This window comes from Aurantivibrio plasticivorans (genome assembly GCF_055392955.1).
In genome coordinates this window covers 3,666,867-3,683,017 of the sequence record NZ_AP036020.1, presented here as the reverse complement: position 1 = coordinate 3,683,017, position 16,151 = coordinate 3,666,867, and the positions used below count along the sequence as shown (strand labels likewise).

The window sequence follows — 16,151 nt, the reverse complement described above, 5'->3', positions numbered from 1 at the left end:
TGGCATCAACAACTCACTATTCAGATGCTTCGCGAGGTGTTTGTTCGCGCCACTGTTGCAACTGCAGCAAGGCGTGATAAACACCATTCACCATTGCGCGTGGTGTAATAGTCGCCCCTGTAAACTGATCGAACTCACCACCATCTTTTTTAACTCGCCAATCGGGGCCTGGAGTATTACTGAGCGATTTACCTAAAAAGCTGTTGATCCAATCCGATTTATTGCGCTCGATGCCGTCAGCTAGGCCTGGTGTTTCTTTGTGGCTAACCACTCGAACACCAGTAATCTTCATGTTTTGATCGACAGCAAGAATAAAATAGATATTGTCACCCCAGCCGGGCACGGCGCTTTGTAATATAGCGCCACTAAATGCACCGTTTAGCGTTGCTGTAGAAACTTCTATCGGAGCGGAAAAGTCGGCTGATCCGGCTAGTTGTATCGTCGTGCTTAGCGGTTCGTTGTCATAAAGTGAATCGGGAAAGACTTCCGTAAGCAGTGCGACTTTGTCGGCTTCAATCAGCTTTTCAACTCTAGGTTTTGTTTCCTCATTACCAAACAACAACATAATACTGACTATCGCACACACGCCGCCCAGCAGTATGGCGTGATAACTCAGTTTCGAGTGAAAACGTGTGATGTTCTGCGAGGGAGCTGTATCCATTGCTTAGATAACCTTTCGCGCATTTTTCAACAATTTCCTGGCCTTGCCTTTGAAGTCACGACCATAGGCGCGCGGTTTACAATAGCGGTCAATCAACGGCGTTAACGCATTCATAAACAATACCGCGAAGCCTGCGCCTTCAGGGAATCCTCCCCAACTTCTAATAGCGAACATCACCAGTGCTGTACCGCAACCGAATAGAATTTTCCCGAATGGTGACGATGGTGAAGTAACATAATCAGTGGCGATAAAAAACGCGGTAAATAGCAAACCACCACTAGTCAAATGCAAAATAGGGCTCGCGTAACGATCTGGATCTCCGACGTGGAAAAGCAGGGATATCATCGCTATAGTAGCGATTATGCTTACGGGTATATGCCAACTAATAATGCGCAGCAACAATAACCACGCAGCACCAATTAAAATAAGAATTTCTGATGTTTCACCCATACTACCCTTAGTTATGCCGGTTAGTGCGGGCCACCATTGAAAGTGTGTTGAGCTCACTTCGGCGACAGTATGTGCCGTATAGGCGGTTTTGAGTTCACCCAGAATTGTTGCACCTGTAACGCCGTCAGTTAATTGATTGGTGGAAGATAGATATTCTCCACCATCACTAAAAATAATGCTGAGCGATGTGACAAGATCAGGTGCTGGAATATGGCTTATTGGTTCGACATAGATCCATGTGGTCATTTGCACAGGGAAAGAGACTAGGAGAGCAACCCGCGCAAGCATGGCAGGGTTAAATATATTTTGCCCGATGCCACCATATAAGTGTTTACCCACGATAATCGCTAAAGCACTGCCTCCAACACCAATCCACCATGGCGCCCAAGGTGGCAAACTTAATGCGAGTAGCCATCCAGTCAATAGGGCAGAAGCATCACTTACACGATTAATCTTGTAACCACGTAGCCAAAGACAAAAAGCTTCTGAAGCGACCGCACTTAAGCAGGTAATGGTCCATAGAATAATCGCGGGCCAGCCAAACAAATAAAATCCCCATGCGGTAACTGGAGATAGTGCAAGACAAACATGCAGCATAATGCGATCGACAGATGACTTGTCGTGCGCATGTGGGGCTGCGGCCATTAATAAGTCAGCGGTAGTTTTCATGAATCATTTTCCGCTGTTGGCTCGGAGCTTGAAGTTTCACTTGGAGTGCTGCTAGGAGTACTTTTGGAAGCGGAGCGATCACGGCTACGACGCTTTTTGCTCTTCGCCGCTTTCTTAGCGGCCGCTTCTTTTTCGATGCGCTCTTCTCGCGCTTTGGTTAGCTGTTGTGTGTAGGCAAGCTTTTGTGCAGCCGTTCTTTGGTTTTTCAATTCGCCTTTAGCGTACTCAAAGTAATTGACCAAGGGTATATGCGACGGGCAGACATAGGAGCAAGAACCGCAAAGAATGCAATCGCGAAGTCCGTAAGTTTGTGCGCCATCAAAACTATCAGCTTTTACGTGCTTTGCCATTTCTAGAGGTACTAAACCCATGGGGCAAGCAGAAACGCAGCGGCTACAACGTATGCAGGGATCTGGAGATTTTTCGTTAACTTCTTCAGGCGACAATGCCAGAATCGCCGACGTGCCCTTCATGACCGGTGTGTTTATGGAAGGTAATGTTTGCCCCATCATTGGCCCGCCCATAATCAAACGTGCGGGTTCACGTTTTAAACCACCGCAATACTCGATTAAGTGTGAAATGGGTGTGCCGAAAAGTGCCTCAACATTGTGAGGGCTGGCAATGCAGCTACCGCCGACTGTAACGACGCGCGAAGTTAGGGGGCGCTTAAAACATAGAGCTTGCTGAATGGCATAGGCCGTCGCAACGTTGTGAACAAGAATGCCCACGTCGTTGCTGCGCATTCCCGCTGGTACTTCTTCACCGGTAACTGCTTGAATGAGCTGCTTGGCTGATCCCATAGGGTACATGCTCGGTACAACAGCAACGCGCAATTTACCGTGGGGTGCTGCGGCTTTTTTCAGAGCAGCTATGGCATTGGGCTTATTGTCTTCAACGGCAATGATAACTGCGTAAGCTTCAATAATGTGTTGAATTAAACGAGCACCTTCGACAATTTGCTCTGCGCGCTCTTGCATTAATCGATCATCGGTCGTTAAGTAAGGCTCGCACTCACCGCCATTGATAATCAATGTCTTGATTTCAAAACGGCGCCCTTGGCGAAGTTTTACAGCAGATGGAAAAATTGCACCGCCTAAACCAACGATACCTGCTTGCTCCACTTCGGTGGCTAATTCTTCTGGGTCACGCGTGAAAGGGTTACAGATCGAAGGTTGTTCCAAAGGTAAATCATCACCATCGCTCTCAAGTACCATGGCGGGGGCCGGCAAACCAGATGGGTGAGGTGCAACGATATCTTCTATGGCAATTAGTTTTCCTGACGTCGGCGCGTGAATGTGCGCCGATAAACCACCACCGGTAACCGCGATTTGTTGTCCCTTTAACACGGGGTCACCTATGCCAACTACCGGTAATGCACTTGCACCTGCCTGCTGAAAAAGCGGCAAGTACAAACGCTCAGGTATAGGCATGCTCGTTAAGATGTCACGGTTCGCCGTGTGATCTTTGTGCGAGTCAGGGTGGATACCACCTTTAATGGGAGAAAATCTAAACATTACTTAAGCCCATTGTGGTTTTGGCCAATGCCACGAATCGAGATCGACAGTTTCAGGCTCAAGGGAAATACAGTCTTCAGGGCAAGCGTCTTTGCATTTTCCACAGCCTGTGCAGGCACTGCCAATAACAGAATGAATTTGTTTGTTGGCGCCAACAATGGCATCGGTTGGGCAAACCTTGAAACATCGGGTACAACCAGTGCACAAGGATTCCTTGATATAAGCAAGGCTTGGGGCTGCCGGTTCGCCGATTGTGCTTGGGTCCATTCCAAGGTGTTCTGCCAGGCTACTAACCAACGCTTTACCACCGGGAGGGCAACAGGTTAGGTCTGCACTACCATCAACAATCGCTTCGGCCGCTGGCTTACAACCGGGGAAGCCACATTGACCGCAGTTGCTCCCTGGTAACATTCCTTCAATGTCTTCAACCAGGGGGTTTTCTTCACCAACAGAAAAAACCTTTGCAGCTAGGCCTAACAAACCGCCGAGACCAACTCCAAGTAAAGATAAAACAATGGTAGATGTGAACATCATAATTCCTCACATTGTTCGTAGCGCGCAGCGTTAAAGCATGCCACTAAAGCCCATAAACACGAGAGACAAGACACCTGCTGTTACTAAACCTACAGGCGTGCCTTCAAAAGTTTCCGGGACATCAGCGAGCGCTAATCGCTCGCGTAAACCCGCAAAAATAATCATTACTAAACAAAAGCCTAAAGCAGAGCCAAATCCGTACACCAAACTTTCTAGCAAACTATAAGATTCACGAACGTTCAGCAAAGCCACGCCTAGAACGGCACAGTTAGTAGTAATAAGAGGAAGAAAAATGCCTAAAGATCGATGTAGCAGTGGACTGAATTTGCGAACGAGTAACTCGGTAAACTGCACAATTGCAGCGATCACCAAAATAAATGAAAGAATGCGCAGAAATTCGATGTTCAGTGGAACCAATATAATATTTTCAATGAACCATCCACAAAAAGCAGATAGGGTTAAGACGAACGCTGTGGCTAGACTCATTCCGATTGCAGAACTCAATTTATTAGAGACGCCCATTAACGGACAAAGCCCTAGAAATTTAGCGAGGACAATATTGTTAACTAAAACAGTGCTGCCAAGTAGCGTTAGATACTCCATGACTCATCTCGCGACCATAGATACAAAATTTAATAGTGTTTCACGGGAATATATTGGCAATAGACTTTGTTCCGTCTGCAACAAATTTCCCTACGCCAACCATCTAATGGAGTAATTTGCATTAACCGTGCCACGGAGTTTTTAAACGCGAGAGATTGGAAATGATCTAAGAATAGATAGCTACGCCCAAAAAGTGCGCAATAATAATGATGAATTGTAGTGTTTGCGACAAAAAATACGTGGTGTATTCGAACGCATTGTCGTAATGATGACAACTAAGTCATTGGTCTTTGTAGCATTTTGGTGGTTTGACGTTGGTTTTGTCGCTAGGCATACATCTTGCAATTTCGTAATCAAACATCTAACAACATGCTTGTCAGTGTAAACGTTATCAATAGTTTACATAAATTGTCTGGAATAAAGCCTTGATGTTTTAAGAAAAGTTTAGAACTAAAAAAAGGCAAAAACCTAGAGTTTTGCTCTGGTGTTTTGGGAGAGACCAAAAGGGGCAATCAATCAGCTCCTTTGCATTGAGCGTGATAGTAATGTCTAGTAAGCGGTACGCGATCTAGTCACTACCTTAGCCGATTAGTTAGTGAGGAATTCAATGAGTAAAACAAAACCAACAGCCGGGGCGTCGTCTCTCTCCGTCGCCATAAATTCGTCTGCTCTCGGCGCAGAAGGTAGTCCATTGCATGCAAAAAGCCTTTCAGAAGAAGTTTTTTTTCAAGCCGTTGAACATTGCCCTGTCGCTATATCTATCACAGATTTGAAAGCGAATATCATCTATGTGAACCGCCAATTTACTCAAGTCACAGGATACTTAGAAAGCGAAGTCATTGGGAAAAACGAGTCCATCCTGTCCAATCACACTACGCCTCGCATCGTTTATCAAGCGCTTTGGGGGAGGTTGGCGCAACAAAAACCCTGGTCGGGTATGCTAGTTAACAGACGAAAGGATGAATCGCTGTATCTTGCCGAGCTAACGGTTGCGCCGGTTATAAATGATCAAGGAGCGACCGTCTTCTACTTGGGTATGCATCGAGACGGTACTGATGTTCATGAGCTTCAGCAAAGAGTCTTAAACCAAAAGCTGATGATTGAGTCAGTAGTCAATTCTGTGCCAGCGGCGATGGCTCTGTTAGGGCTTGATGGCAGACTGGTATTGTCGAATCCGAGTTTTGATAGTCTTTCTAGAGAATACATTCAGAAGGGCTCAACCGTGGACTTTGTGGGGTTGCTTGATAAGCAACTTGAAGGTGCGGTAAGCAAATTGAAGTCTGACCGTTTAGCATTCGATCGCAAGGAAATTACGATTGACCGAGGCGATGGACATCCTAAGCGATTGTCTTGTTTCGGTACAACCATCGATATTAATAGCGAAAGCGCCGACGTGTTTTTTGAGCAAGAAAGCTCCCACTACCTGTTGTTGATGATTAATGACATTACAGATTTGCGACGCAATCAGGAATTAATGCAACTAAACATTCTGAAAGCATTAATGGCGGAGGAGGACCTCGTTCATGGTATGAGAGAAACAGTTAACGGCGCCATTCACCAATTAGAGGGCCCCGTTAATTTAATCTCGGCAGCAGTTAGTACGCTACAGCGACGTGCGGCGAATGGGGATAAAGATGACTTGGTTCTATCTGCGGCTGAGGAGGCTCTGGACGCCGGGCGATCAGCGCTTGAAAACCTTATCGGGTCTTTACCTCCACCGATTGATGAAAGTAAAAAGCCGGTTAATATCAATCAAATCATTAGAGAAGTGCTGTCTTTGTCAACTGATTCGTTGTTGCGAGCGGGGGTTACAATCGACTGGCAGCCATCTATTCATCTTCCTTGTGTTATTGGTCAAGAACGCAGATTACGAAGTATGTTCCGACAGGTCTTGACCAATGCAATCGACGCACTATCAGAAAGTCATAGTGCAGAACGAGAGATCGATATTGTTACTAAAGCCGATGCTAGTCAACTAACCATTGAAATAACGGATACAGGTCCGGGAATTCCAGAGGATTTGTTGCTGAAGGTATTTGAACCGTTCTTTAGTACCAAAAAGACACACGATGGCTTTCGTGGAATGGGATTGCCGATGATTCAGGAAACGGTGAGTGATCATTCAGGCACTGTGTACATAGATTCCAAATACAAAGCCGGTTGTAAGGTTGTCATTCAACTGCCTACTTCTGCCATCTGAACGAGCATTTAGGTTTGATCATGGATTCGTCACGATTTGTTAGTACTGGATTTAGTGTCAATAGTCGCGGTGAGCTCATCGATCGGCAGTTTAATGCGTTGTGCCACATCGCGCAGATATTGTCACGCGTGACCGACATTGAAGAAACCTTAAAGCAAATACTAGGAATTATTCATAATGAAGTTGGATTGCTCCATGGCATAGTGACGCTCACAGACCCAGAACACAGTATTTTACAAGTGGGTGCAATCTATTGTGATTCTGAATCTGTCATCAAGGCTTCAAACTCCATACGCTATCAATCGGGTGAGGGAGTGGTCGGTAGGATTCTTCAACACAATCAATCGATCGTACTCGGCCGAGTGTCAGCAGAGCCACGTTTCCTAGACAAGCTATCTCTGTATGAAATGGAATTGCCATTTATTGGTGTGCCAATTCGCGACAATGACGGTTCTGCTATCGGAGTGCTCGCAGCGCAACCTGATGTACCGGCAGATGACTACCTCCCCGAGCGTACTGCGTTCTTAAAAGCTGTATCTGATTTACTGTCTCAAACAACCCGTTTACTCGTTAACGTTGAAAAAGGTCAAACACTCGCCAATGAACGTGATGAGTTGCGTCGCGAGGTGCGTGGACGTTACGGTTTTGAAAACATGGTTGTCGGAAATACCGATAGCATGCGTCGCATATTTGACCAAGTTCGACGTGTTGCCAAGTGGGATAGTACGGTTTTGGTTCTCGGCGAATCAGGCACCGGTAAAGAGCTAATAGCCAGTGCTATTCATTACAATTCCCCGCGCGCACACAAGCGATTCGTCAAGCTTAATTGTGCCTCATTACCCGAAACGCTTTTAGAATCTGAATTATTTGGTCACGAAAAAGGTGCATTTACTAATGCAGTAAAACAACGCAAAGGGCGGTTTGAACAGGCCGACGGAGGCACATTATTTCTGGATGAAATTGGAGAAATATCGCCTATGTTCCAGGCTAAACTGCTGCGAGTTTTGCAAGAAGGCGAAATAGAACGTATTGGTGGAGGCCAAACCATCAAAGTAAATGTACGAATTGTGGCCGCGACTAATAGAAACCTCGAAGAAGAGGTAGAGAAAGGCAAATTCCGAGAAGATTTATATTATCGGTTGAATGTAATGGCAATTCGGTTGCCACCTCTTCGCGAACGTATTGTTGATATACCCGAATTATCAACATTCTTAGTTGACAAAATATCAAAGGCGCAAGGGCGACCGTTGCGTATAACCGACAACGCTAATCGAGAATTGATGAGTTATGATTGGCCGGGTAATGTACGCGAACTAGAAAATTGTCTTGAGCGTGCAGCTATCATGAGCGAGGAAGGAGTGATCGACGCAGACGTCATCAGCTTAAAAGGTACTCATCATGTGAGTGTGCAGCCGGTACAAAAGCCAATTCCGGCGGCGGATATTGATGATCCAGATCTAGACGAGAGAGAACGACTCATAGCCGCTTTAGAGCAAGCGGGTTGGGTTCAAGCAAAAGCTGCTCGCCTGCTCGGGATGACACCAAGACAAATTGCTTATCGAATTCAAACTATGAAAATTAACGTACGGAAGCTATGACGTAATTTTTATACCTCGTTGATACTTAACGAGACATATCAACTCAATTCTAGACTCATGCAGTTTCTTAATATTGCGCACCTTCTTTGGTACAAGGAGAGGTCGCGTAGGGCACGTGCTTGCTCAAAATTCATCAACTCGGCAAGCAAAGAGAGTAAAGAGGTAATGCTTACGAAGTGTCGACTAAAGAACAATTGCAAAAAATTGGCGTGTATTAAACCCCACAAAACGATCAATAACCATTGCTAAAAGTTAGATAAAACAACGAGTTACAGAATGGGCATAGGCATTGCAACCACAATAGGTGAAAGCTAAATGAACGTTGTATGAAGACGCATGGTGGTGCGAATAGCGAGCGACTTACACCACTATAAAATTAAGTGTTCTTCATGTTACCCAACCAATCCCTAATAGGGAGCGAATAGGAGTTCTCGTTATGGAGCTTACCGTTCTAGGACAAGAAGAAGCGACTGCAGTACCAGCCGAAGGTGGTGGATGTTCTACAGGATCGTGTGGCAGCACTGATGATCAGATGTCACATCTTTCCGACGAAATTAGAGAGAAAGTACAAAATCACCCGTGTTATTCTGAAGACGCCCACCACTATTTTGCACGTATGCACGTCGCCGTGGCACCTGCGTGTAATATTCAATGTCACTACTGTAACCGAAAATACGATTGCTCGAACGAATCTCGGCCGGGTGTTGTGTCTGAACTTTTGACACCGGAAGAAGCCGTAATGAAAACTAAAGCTGTTGCGGCAACAATTCCTCAAATGACGGTGTTAGGAATAGCCGGTCCAGGCGATCCACTAGCAAATCCGGAGCGTACCTTTGAAACTTTTCGACGTCTCTCGGATGAGGCGCCAGACATCAAATTGTGCGTATCAACCAACGGTTTGGCTCTCCCAGATGCTGTGGACGAGTTGGCGAAACATAACATTGATCACGTCACTATAACGATCAACTGCGTCGACCCAGAAGTTGGGGAAAAAATATATCCATGGATCTACTGGAATAACAAACGTATTCGCGGAAAACGAGCGGCGAAAATTCTGATTGATCAACAGCAAAAAGGCCTAGAAATGCTAGTTGAGCGTGGAATTTTAGTCAAAGTGAATTCCGTTATGATTCCCGGCGTCAATGATGAGCACCTAAAAGAAGTCAGCCGCATAGTAAAACAGAAAGGCGCATTCCTTCATAACGTTATGCCATTGATTGCTGAAGCGGAACATGGAACCTTTTACGGCATCATGGGACAACGCGGGCCTTCAGCTGAAGAATTGCAGGATTTGCAGGACGACTGTGCTGGTGACATGAATATGATGCGGCATTGCCGTCAGTGTCGTGCTGATGCAGTAGGGTTACTCGGTGAAGACCGAGGTGAAGAATTTACACTCGATAAAATCGCAGAGATGAATATTGACTACGATGCAGCAATGAAGACACGTAAAGTCGTTCACGATGGGATTCTTGAAGAGCTGGATGAAAAACGTGATAAAAAGGCGCGTCTTGCGGCCGTATCCGTACCCGCTCCGGAGGATATTATTAACCCGAATTATCGTCCTGTATTGGTTGCTGTAGCTACCAGTGGTGGTGGCTTAATAAATCAACATTTTGGTCATGCGACTGAATTCCTAATCTATGAAGCCTCCCCCACTGGCGTACGTTTTATTAGCCACCGAAAAGTAGACCAGTATTGCATTGGTGGTGATACCTGCGGCGAAAAAGAATCAGCCCTCGATGGCAGTATCCGAGCACTTAAAGGTTGTGAAGCAGTGCTATGTTCGAAAATCGGTTACGAGCCTTGGTCTCTCCTAGAAGACGCCGGTATTGTACCAAATGGTGAGCATGCGATGGAGCCAATCGAGGAAGCTGTGTTAGCGGTGTATAAAGAAATGATCGCTGCTGGAAAACTCGAGGGTGAGGCACCCGTGGCGCAAGTGCAGGAAGCGTAGAGATGACCTTGTTGCAGCCTGGGAGCTTGTAGGCGGCTACTAGCATCCTTGGCTGCCTTTTTAATAGCATTTAACGACAGAATTGGGAGAAGAACATGGCATTATCCATTGTTGAATCGTGTGTTAATTGCTGGGCTTGTTATGACGTCTGCCCAAGCAATGCAATTTATCAAAGCTCTCCCCATTTTAAAATTAACCCCAAAAAATGTACTGAGTGCGAAGACGATTATGCTCACCCTCAGTGCGCGAGTATTTGCCCAATTGAAGAAGCTATTCTCGATGCGAGTGGGGCACCCCTGAATGTATTGGGGTCGTTGACCGGCATTCCACCAGAAATGATGGACGAGGCAATGGCTGAGATACAATCTCGATAAAAAGGGGATTGCATTGGAGACCATAATTTTTTACGAGAAACCGGGTTGTATTACCAATAGCAAACAAAAAAGTTTGCTAAGAAAGGCAGGCTACTCATTAAAAGTTGAAAATCTGCTGACCCATTCGTGGACAGTAGAAGAATTACAGTCGTATATGCAAGGTTTAAGTGTGGGTGAATGGTTTAACCGAGCCGCTCCGAAAGTAAAAAGTGGCCGGGTTAACCCAGATATTATGACTGCCGATGAAGCACTAGCGGCTTTATGCGATGCCCCGATATTAATTCGTCGCCCGCTGATCAGTTTTAATGGCAGAAAAATCGCGGGCTTTGATGAATATCGGTTGCGCGAGAGTATGAGCATCACGTTAACCGATAGTCGCCCGAGAGCTGGTACTGACCGAGACCTGGAGAGCTGTTCCAACAATCATGCACAAGCTGCGTGTGCGGTGGAGTAGGCATCGATGAAATCATTAGCAGCTATGTCCATAAATGAGGATAGTTCGCTAGAGCATCTAGATCTAGCGGCAAATCAAGCAAAGAATGAACAACGCTGCGCGGATTTTTTCTACCAGTTACTGCTTGGACAGAGACGAGGCCATGGTTGTTTACCTAATTATCTAGGGTTATCCGAGGCAACGTTCAACAAATTACTGTTGAAGCATTTTAGCCATTCTATTGATGTAGGTGCTTTTCTTACATTGACAGCTGATAGAAGCCTACCGATTTGGCGTAATGGCGAGATTCGTGAAGAACTAATGGAATTGAGAGCTGCAGAAATCGCAGATTTGGTGGGCCTGTTAACTGAGCACCGGGCAAGTAATAGTGAATGGGAGCATTACTTTGCAAAAATTGTTGCAGCAGGCTGTTTAGGTGGAGAACACCTTTGGAAGGACCTAGGTTTGGCGACACGCGCAGAACTGCGTGAATTGCTAACGCTGATGTTCCCCACGCTTGTCAGTAAAAATGTAAAAGATATGCGCTGGAAGCGATTTTTTTACAAGCAGTTATGTGAGCAGGAAGGCGGGTATGTTTGCCGCGCGCCAACTTGCGAAGAGTGTTCGACCTATGACGAATGCTTTGGGCCTGAAGATTAATTGACATCAATCTAGTAACGGCGATATCCGCGAGCGAGGAGAAGTCCAATGAGTAAATGGCAAGTACTGAATATTGAAACTGCCGAGCGTATGATCGCGGAGCAAAATGTTATTGTGTTAGACATGCGTGATATTCGCTCCTATTCCATGGGGCATTATCCTACCGCACTACATTTAGATGACAGCAATTTACGGATGCTATTAAAGCATACCAACAAGTCGTTGCCGATAATTATCTACTGCTATCACGGTCACTCTAGTCGTGATATGGCTCAACTTTTCAGTGACTTTGGCTTTTCTTGCTGCTACAGCCTAGAAGGTGGATACGAAGCTTGGTTCCAAGCGCTTAACCCTCCTATGAAAAAACTATCGCCTGAACTTACCAACTGGCTCACTAACGAAGGATTTAATCCCGAAAACCTAGACTCTCGATTAAGCAACAATGAAACGGCATTGATGGTGGCCGCACGTAAGGGGCTATATTGGGTGTGTAATCAATTAATTGATGCCGGTGCATCTGTGGACCTAAAAAATGCAGATGGTAACAATGCGCTATGGATGGCTTGTATGTTTGACGATTGCGAATTAGTTAAATTGTTCATCATGGCTGACATAGACGTGGATAACCAAAATGACAACGGTGCAACAGCGTTAATCTACGCTGCATCTAAAGGTAACCACGAAATGATCAATATGTTGATTAACTGCGGCGCAAACCCTAGCTTGACCACGCTCGATGGGTTCTCACCCTTAGATGTTGCTGGAGATTTGCCAACATTGCGTATGATTAAAAATTTCGTTACCAATATTCAAGAAGGTGTGATCTATCCCGTATCTGCGTGATATCCACTGTGAGGAAAACATTATGAGCACAGAAGAAATGATTCAGCAGCAATTGGCTAGCAACCCCGTTCTTATTTATATGAAGGGCTCGCCAGATGCACCAGAGTGCGGGTTTTCAGGCGCGGCAGTTGCGGCATTGAAAAAAACCGGCGCGCCTCTTGCTTACATCAACGTACTTCAAGCTCCATTTATTCGTGAGCGTCTTCCTAAAATTTCAGGGTGGCCAACATTCCCTCAGTTGTTTATCAAAGGCGAATTAGTTGGCGGCAGCGATATTATCTGTGCCATGGTGGATGATGGCTCATTGCAGCCTATGTTGGATGCAGCCGTAGAGAAAGAAGCATCGTAGTTGATATTTTAATTACATATTTGTGTAATAGGGGTTGAATAATGGAAGAAGCTGAAGTTGTCGAACGCATTCGCAAAGTAACACCCGATGCAGAAGAAATTAAGGTCGAAGGTGCTGACTGCAATTTTACAGCCGTTATCGTAAGCCCAAGCTTCGAAGGATTGAATTTACTTAAAAGGCAACAGTTAGTGCTAGCGGGATTTTCTGATTGTTTGGCAACTGGAGAGTTGCATGCGCTGACCATTAAAGCGTACACACAATCTGAATGGCAGGCTTTTAATCAGTCTTCGCTAACGCAAATTTCTCTTTAACCCTGATTTGCATAACTAGGTTAACGTAAGTCTTCAAATAGCTTAGTTGCATAGATAAGGCCAATGTATGTCTGACAGCCCGAATTTAACTCGTGATGTGGCATTAAAGATTGCGTTAGCCGCGCGCATATTACCGGATATTGGTGTTGGCCAATTACTCGAAATATTACATCGTCGTATAGAAGGCGAATTGACCGAAGAAGCATTGAAAAATGTGACGGTAACAGACCTTAAAACGGGCTTTGCCAGTGTTGATGGTGAAGAAGACGGCGAAGACATCGGTATCGGTTTACCCGCATTGAAAGAAGCCGTCAGAATACTGTGGGGTGAAAATGATGAAGAAGATCTACCCGCAATCTCAAATGACCCTATTCCACTACCGAATTCAATACGCGTAGCGATTGCTTCCAATGGTGGCGACACGTTAAATGGGCACTTTGGTTCTTGCATTCGTTACTTAGTCTATGAAGTGAATACAGAAGCCTATCGCCTTGTTGATATTCGATCAGCGCTGGAAGCTGACTTTTCGGATGATCGTAATGCATTCCGCGCGGATCTGATTAAAGACTGCCAGGTGCTGTATGTCGTATCGGTTGGTGGCCCGGCAGCGGCCAAAGTCATTCGCGCAGGCGTTTACCCTATCAAACAAATTGAAGGTGGTCAGGCTGGTGAGGTGTTAACAAAACTTCAATCGGTTATGGCAGGCACCCCGCCGCCTTGGTTGGCTAAAATTCTCGGGGCTGATGAGCAGGCACGAATCCGCTATCGTGGTGGAGAAGAGATGCAAGCAAACAATATTGCTTAGTGTCCTTGAGAAAGACCAAAGACCATCGAGTAAAACCTAATTGAGATTTGATTAGGTTTTTTAAAGTTAGCTATCCAGCTTATATTCTCCGGCATCTATCATGCCTTCTAGAATTTCATACAAGCGGTGTGGTGAAATTAAGCAGCCTGGCGATTGTGCATCTGGCATAATTGACAGAGTAATATCGCAATCAATCAGCTCGCTCAGTGTATTGTAGAGGAAGTCTTCCAACGACTCGGCAGTGATACCCAGCTGTGTATTTGCTTTTTCTGCGTTATGTGCATCGGAAAAATCTTGTGCAAACTTTTCGTAGGGCCAAATAGGCATGATGTTGTCGTCGCCGTGATCTATGGTGACCCATTCACAGCCATCATCTAGCCCCCATATCTCTTCCGCTTCAAACACACGCGTTAAAAAATACTCGAGTTTTGCTGCCTCAGACATCATGGCTGCGGTTTTGTACTCGTTTTCGTAAGGCGAATATCGCATATAAACCTTCTTAATATTTGAGGCTAATTAGATTGATCGTGCTACGTCTAATTAACACGGCTGAGACTATTGACGAACTGACTCCATTCGCTGCGATGGAAGGCGTAGTCATGCTCGCCAAAAAATTCGGCCGCATTGTCAACTACATCTTCCAACACCAAACGAACAAAATCGTTTGCTTTAGGCGAGTTGATCAAATCTTCTGGTACGGGCTTTTGGAAAAACAACGTGTTTTCGGTCGATTCAAACCCACCCATACTCATGCCCGTAAAATTAGGCTTGTCTAATTTACCTGGGATCATGAAAGTAATATCAAGATTAGGGGCGCTTGGTACTAAACCATGTATAGAATGTAATTTAATTTTAGCCGCTAGGTTGGTAATCGCACTGGACATTGGACTATCGAGCGCTTCGCTGCTTGCAGATGTCAGGTTAATTTGTAGTGGCATTACACTTTCCTCTCTAAAAAAATGTTCTCTCCTAAGACAGTCCTTTCTCAAACACACTACCCGAATGTCATTAAGGTATATGTTCGCGCTATATATGCCTAAGTGCAAAAACTGAACCAAAAACAACCCCTGATTTATTAGGCTTCAACGTGCTTCACTGTCGTATTTCAGACAAAGTGATTTCATGATCGAGCAATCGCTTTGTCAGCTATTTAACAAAATGTCGCATCAAAAAATTGTGGTGCCCCTTGTAAGTTGTTGTTTATACGACGAATCTAAAATTGTCGTGATCGGCACGCAACTTGCCATACTCTCTACTAGTTAAGTCTATTAGCTAAACATCGACCCTGTGTCATCAACAGCAGTTATTGCGATCTAGAACTGGAGAGACCGTTGTGATTTTAGAAACCTACCAAGCGAATCATCTATTTTTTAACACCAATTTCATCGAGCCAACGTCAGATGGTTCGATGCAGGGATACCGTGGGGATTTGGTTATTATCGATGGCGGATTAGATGATAAAGGTCATCCAAACCCACCGGAAGTAACCATCAAAGGGGCGGTTGTTCTCGCTGACGATAAAATACACATGCTGATTGCTAGCCTTGATCAAGTCGAGGATATTCCTACTCTCCTAGATCGTTATCAAGCGGATTTCGCTGATGACATTGCGATTTTACTATTCGTGGTCAACGCCAAAGAAAATGCAATTTATGAAATTGGTTCCGCCAAGGCAATCATTATTCCTCTTGTACAAGGTGTACCCTGGAACGAGGCAATTGATGAACTAGCTTTAGAAAAGAGTGACTTTAAAGGCCAAAAGCCAGCAGACAAAATAGCCACTGTGTACGCTGAATTGAAAAGCTACAAGGCTAAAGGCACGGTTAAATCACTCGACCAGCTACTTGCAGATGTCACGGAAGAAAAACGCGAAGCTTGGGGTGCGGTTTAATTTTTTAGCGGGGATCCACTATGAATCATCTGCGTAGTGTTCAAAAAGGTGATGCGGTATTTGCCACCACCACAATTGTGAATGACGGCTCTGTTCCGGGTGTTGATGACGATGTTGTATTCGCAACACCAGGCACTATGGGTATGTTGATTAATACCGGTTATGTTGAAGAAGAGCCACAAACGGAATTGTATTTGGTGAGCTTTCGCGATGAGCATGGTCAAGCGGGCCCGCCCGTTACATGCCTAGCTGATGAAATAAGCGCATCGCCCGTATCGTGACGTTACCCATTTCAAGAC

General features: G+C 45.3%; 19 protein-coding genes. 12 read left to right on the top strand and 7 right to left on the bottom strand.

The window, feature by feature from the left end:
* Positions 1-16: 16 nt before the first annotated feature.
* From ACZ5NB_RS16430 to rsxA, 5 genes are read right to left on the bottom strand one after another with little or no spacing between them, the layout of a single operon-like run.
* Positions 17-661 carry an RnfABCDGE type electron transport complex subunit G gene (locus ACZ5NB_RS16430; RefSeq protein ID WP_460233366.1) on the bottom strand — a complete coding sequence of 215 codons (645 nt, stop codon included), beginning with the start codon at positions 659-661 and terminating at the stop codon, positions 17-19.
* 3 nt (positions 662-664) lie between these two features.
* The gene (locus ACZ5NB_RS16425; protein WP_460233365.1) at positions 665-1,780 is read right to left on the bottom strand and encodes an RnfABCDGE type electron transport complex subunit D; all 1,116 of its coding nucleotides are present in this window, start codon (positions 1,778-1,780) and stop codon (positions 665-667) included.
* Positions 1,777-3,294, bottom strand: coding sequence for an electron transport complex subunit RsxC (rsxC, locus tag ACZ5NB_RS16420; RefSeq protein WP_460233364.1), 1,518 nt, complete (start codon positions 3,292-3,294; stop codon positions 1,777-1,779). Before rsxC ends, ACZ5NB_RS16425 begins: the two co-directional genes overlap by 4 nt.
* A 3-nt stretch (positions 3,295-3,297) precedes the next feature.
* Complete coding sequence (locus ACZ5NB_RS16415) at positions 3,298-3,828, bottom strand: RnfABCDGE type electron transport complex subunit B (protein WP_460233363.1); 531 nt, start codon at positions 3,826-3,828, stop codon at positions 3,298-3,300.
* Positions 3,829-3,858: 30 nt separating this feature from the next.
* Complete coding sequence (gene rsxA / locus ACZ5NB_RS16410) at positions 3,859-4,431, bottom strand: electron transport complex subunit RsxA (RefSeq protein ID WP_460233362.1); 573 nt, start codon at positions 4,429-4,431, stop codon at positions 3,859-3,861.
* Positions 4,432-5,038: 607 nt separating this feature from the next.
* On the opposite strand from rsxA, the gene nifL reads away from it, so the two are divergent.
* The 10 genes from nifL (at position 5,039) to ACZ5NB_RS16360 (ending at position 13,961) form a co-directional block, all read left to right on the top strand.
* Positions 5,039-6,631 carry a nitrogen fixation negative regulator NifL gene (nifL, locus tag ACZ5NB_RS16405; protein ID WP_460233361.1) on the top strand — a complete coding sequence of 531 codons (1,593 nt, stop codon included), beginning with the start codon at positions 5,039-5,041 and terminating at the stop codon, positions 6,629-6,631.
* Positions 6,632-6,651: 20 nt separating this feature from the next.
* Complete coding sequence (gene nifA, locus ACZ5NB_RS16400; protein ID WP_460233360.1) at positions 6,652-8,229, top strand: nif-specific transcriptional activator NifA; 1,578 nt, start codon at positions 6,652-6,654, stop codon at positions 8,227-8,229.
* Between the two features lie 436 nt (positions 8,230-8,665).
* Positions 8,666-10,186, top strand: coding sequence for a nitrogenase cofactor biosynthesis protein NifB (gene nifB, locus ACZ5NB_RS16395; protein WP_460233359.1), 1,521 nt, complete (start codon positions 8,666-8,668; stop codon positions 10,184-10,186).
* A 95-nt stretch (positions 10,187-10,281) separates the two neighbouring features.
* On the top strand, positions 10,282-10,560 hold the full coding sequence (locus tag ACZ5NB_RS16390; protein ID WP_460233358.1) for a 4Fe-4S binding protein: 279 nt from the start codon (positions 10,282-10,284) through the stop codon (positions 10,558-10,560).
* Positions 10,561-10,573: 13 nt separating this feature from the next.
* A complete protein-coding gene (locus ACZ5NB_RS16385) occupies positions 10,574-11,014 on the top strand; it encodes an ArsC/Spx/MgsR family protein (RefSeq protein ID WP_460233356.1) in 441 nt (146 codons plus the stop codon).
* A 6-nt stretch (positions 11,015-11,020) separates the two neighbouring features.
* On the top strand, positions 11,021-11,653 hold the full coding sequence (locus tag ACZ5NB_RS16380; protein ID WP_460233355.1) for a nitrogen fixation protein NifQ: 633 nt from the start codon (positions 11,021-11,023) through the stop codon (positions 11,651-11,653).
* 48 nt (positions 11,654-11,701) lie between these two features.
* Positions 11,702-12,496 carry an ankyrin repeat domain-containing protein gene (locus ACZ5NB_RS16375; protein WP_460233354.1) on the top strand — a complete coding sequence of 265 codons (795 nt, stop codon included), beginning with the start codon at positions 11,702-11,704 and terminating at the stop codon, positions 12,494-12,496.
* 22 nt (positions 12,497-12,518) lie between these two features.
* Complete coding sequence (gene grxD / locus ACZ5NB_RS16370; protein ID WP_460233353.1) at positions 12,519-12,845, top strand: Grx4 family monothiol glutaredoxin; 327 nt, start codon at positions 12,519-12,521, stop codon at positions 12,843-12,845.
* Between the two features lie 41 nt (positions 12,846-12,886).
* The gene (locus ACZ5NB_RS16365; RefSeq protein WP_460233351.1) at positions 12,887-13,156 is read left to right on the top strand and encodes a BolA family protein; all 270 of its coding nucleotides are present in this window, start codon (positions 12,887-12,889) and stop codon (positions 13,154-13,156) included.
* Positions 13,157-13,223: 67 nt separating this feature from the next.
* Positions 13,224-13,961, top strand: coding sequence for a dinitrogenase iron-molybdenum cofactor biosynthesis protein (locus ACZ5NB_RS16360; protein ID WP_460233350.1), 738 nt, complete (start codon positions 13,224-13,226; stop codon positions 13,959-13,961).
* 66 nt (positions 13,962-14,027) lie between these two features.
* Here the strand turns inward: ACZ5NB_RS16360 and ACZ5NB_RS16355 are convergent, their stop codons facing one another.
* Together ACZ5NB_RS16355 and ACZ5NB_RS16350 are read right to left on the bottom strand one after the other, a co-directional pair.
* The gene (locus ACZ5NB_RS16355; RefSeq protein WP_460233349.1) at positions 14,028-14,450 is read right to left on the bottom strand and encodes a DUF2750 domain-containing protein; all 423 of its coding nucleotides are present in this window, start codon (positions 14,448-14,450) and stop codon (positions 14,028-14,030) included.
* A 47-nt stretch (positions 14,451-14,497) separates the two neighbouring features.
* Positions 14,498-14,899 (bottom strand): hypothetical protein, encoded by a 402-nt coding sequence (locus ACZ5NB_RS16350; protein WP_460233347.1) that lies wholly within the window; start codon positions 14,897-14,899, stop codon positions 14,498-14,500.
* 395 nt (positions 14,900-15,294) lie between these two features.
* On the opposite strand from ACZ5NB_RS16350, the gene ACZ5NB_RS16345 reads away from it, so the two are divergent.
* Both ACZ5NB_RS16345 and ACZ5NB_RS16340 read left to right on the top strand, forming a co-directional pair.
* Positions 15,295-15,852 (top strand): hypothetical protein, encoded by a 558-nt coding sequence (locus ACZ5NB_RS16345; RefSeq protein ID WP_460233346.1) that lies wholly within the window; start codon positions 15,295-15,297, stop codon positions 15,850-15,852.
* 20 nt (positions 15,853-15,872) lie between these two features.
* Positions 15,873-16,133 (top strand): nitrogen fixation protein NifZ, encoded by a 261-nt coding sequence (locus ACZ5NB_RS16340; protein WP_460233345.1) that lies wholly within the window; start codon positions 15,873-15,875, stop codon positions 16,131-16,133.
* Positions 16,134-16,151: the final 18 nt, after the last annotated feature.

Coding starts and splice junctions, on each gene's coding strand:
- ACZ5NB_RS16430 (WP_460233366.1), bottom strand. CDS start 661: ATGGATACAGCTCCCTCGCAGAACATCACACGTTTTCACTCGAAACTG.
- ACZ5NB_RS16425 (WP_460233365.1), bottom strand. CDS start 1,780: ATGAAAACTACCGCTGACTTATTAATGGCCGCAGCCCCACATGCGCAC.
- rsxC (WP_460233364.1), bottom strand. CDS start 3,294: ATGTTTAGATTTTCTCCCATTAAAGGTGGTATCCACCCTGACTCGCAC.
- ACZ5NB_RS16415 (WP_460233363.1), bottom strand. CDS start 3,828: ATGATGTTCACATCTACCATTGTTTTATCTTTACTTGGAGTTGGTCTC.
- rsxA (WP_460233362.1), bottom strand. CDS start 4,431: ATGGAGTATCTAACGCTACTTGGCAGCACTGTTTTAGTTAACAATATT.
- nifL (WP_460233361.1), top strand. CDS start 5,039: ATGAGTAAAACAAAACCAACAGCCGGGGCGTCGTCTCTCTCCGTCGCC.
- nifA (WP_460233360.1), top strand. CDS start 6,652: ATGGATTCGTCACGATTTGTTAGTACTGGATTTAGTGTCAATAGTCGC.
- nifB (WP_460233359.1), top strand. CDS start 8,666: ATGGAGCTTACCGTTCTAGGACAAGAAGAAGCGACTGCAGTACCAGCC.
- ACZ5NB_RS16390 (WP_460233358.1), top strand. CDS start 10,282: ATGGCATTATCCATTGTTGAATCGTGTGTTAATTGCTGGGCTTGTTAT.
- ACZ5NB_RS16380 (WP_460233355.1), top strand. CDS start 11,021: ATGAAATCATTAGCAGCTATGTCCATAAATGAGGATAGTTCGCTAGAG.
- ACZ5NB_RS16375 (WP_460233354.1), top strand. CDS start 11,702: ATGAGTAAATGGCAAGTACTGAATATTGAAACTGCCGAGCGTATGATC.
- grxD (WP_460233353.1), top strand. CDS start 12,519: ATGAGCACAGAAGAAATGATTCAGCAGCAATTGGCTAGCAACCCCGTT.
- ACZ5NB_RS16365 (WP_460233351.1), top strand. CDS start 12,887: ATGGAAGAAGCTGAAGTTGTCGAACGCATTCGCAAAGTAACACCCGAT.
- ACZ5NB_RS16360 (WP_460233350.1), top strand. CDS start 13,224: ATGTCTGACAGCCCGAATTTAACTCGTGATGTGGCATTAAAGATTGCG.
- ACZ5NB_RS16355 (WP_460233349.1), bottom strand. CDS start 14,450: ATGCGATATTCGCCTTACGAAAACGAGTACAAAACCGCAGCCATGATG.
- ACZ5NB_RS16350 (WP_460233347.1), bottom strand. CDS start 14,899: ATGCCACTACAAATTAACCTGACATCTGCAAGCAGCGAAGCGCTCGAT.
- ACZ5NB_RS16340 (WP_460233345.1), top strand. CDS start 15,873: ATGAATCATCTGCGTAGTGTTCAAAAAGGTGATGCGGTATTTGCCACC.